Origin of the sequence: Vibrio sp. 10N.222.49.C9, from assembly GCF_041474985.1 — a bacterium.
In the GTDB taxonomy this organism is placed as follows: domain Bacteria; phylum Pseudomonadota; class Gammaproteobacteria; order Enterobacterales; family Vibrionaceae; genus Vibrio; species Vibrio crassostreae_C.
In genome coordinates, this window is sequence record NZ_JBFRVD010001222.1 from 1 (window position 1) to 425 (window position 425).

A 425-nucleotide genomic window follows, 5' to 3' on the forward strand; every position below is an offset into this window, starting at 1 on the left:
GTTCTTATTGATGGTGTTTGTTATATCGCGCTCGTCCTTACTCTCAACGTCTGATGTGGAGGCAATCAGGTACTCGGTGAAAGGGACTTTGTAGAGTTGGCCTACCTTTTCGATCTGAGTAATATCTTCATTGGATATATTGAGAGCGAGCTCTACAGTGCTCTTGATTGGGGCGAGTAGGCCGGCTTGCTTGTCGATCTGGATGGTATCGAAGAAGGCATTATGTGATTTTTCTTGCAGGTCGAATATCGCGTTATAGAGTGATGTAGGGAACTGTGTGAAGGAATTAGCTTTAATGCGATTGATAGTCGTGATGTCATCGTTTGTTAGATTCAGAGTGATATGCGGCATGCTGTTGTCCTTGCTGGTGGTCTCATTGAGCTTTTAGATTACCAGTCATGCTCTGTCGCAAAAGTCAGCGACTT

Annotated in this window: 1 protein-coding gene; it reads right to left on the bottom strand. The window is 44.5% G+C overall.

Annotated features, from left to right (window positions below):
- Positions 1-351 (bottom strand): hypothetical protein (locus AB4585_RS27660; protein WP_372171951.1); only part of this gene is annotated, 351 nt, incomplete at its 3' end.
- Positions 352-425 lie beyond the last annotated feature (74 nt).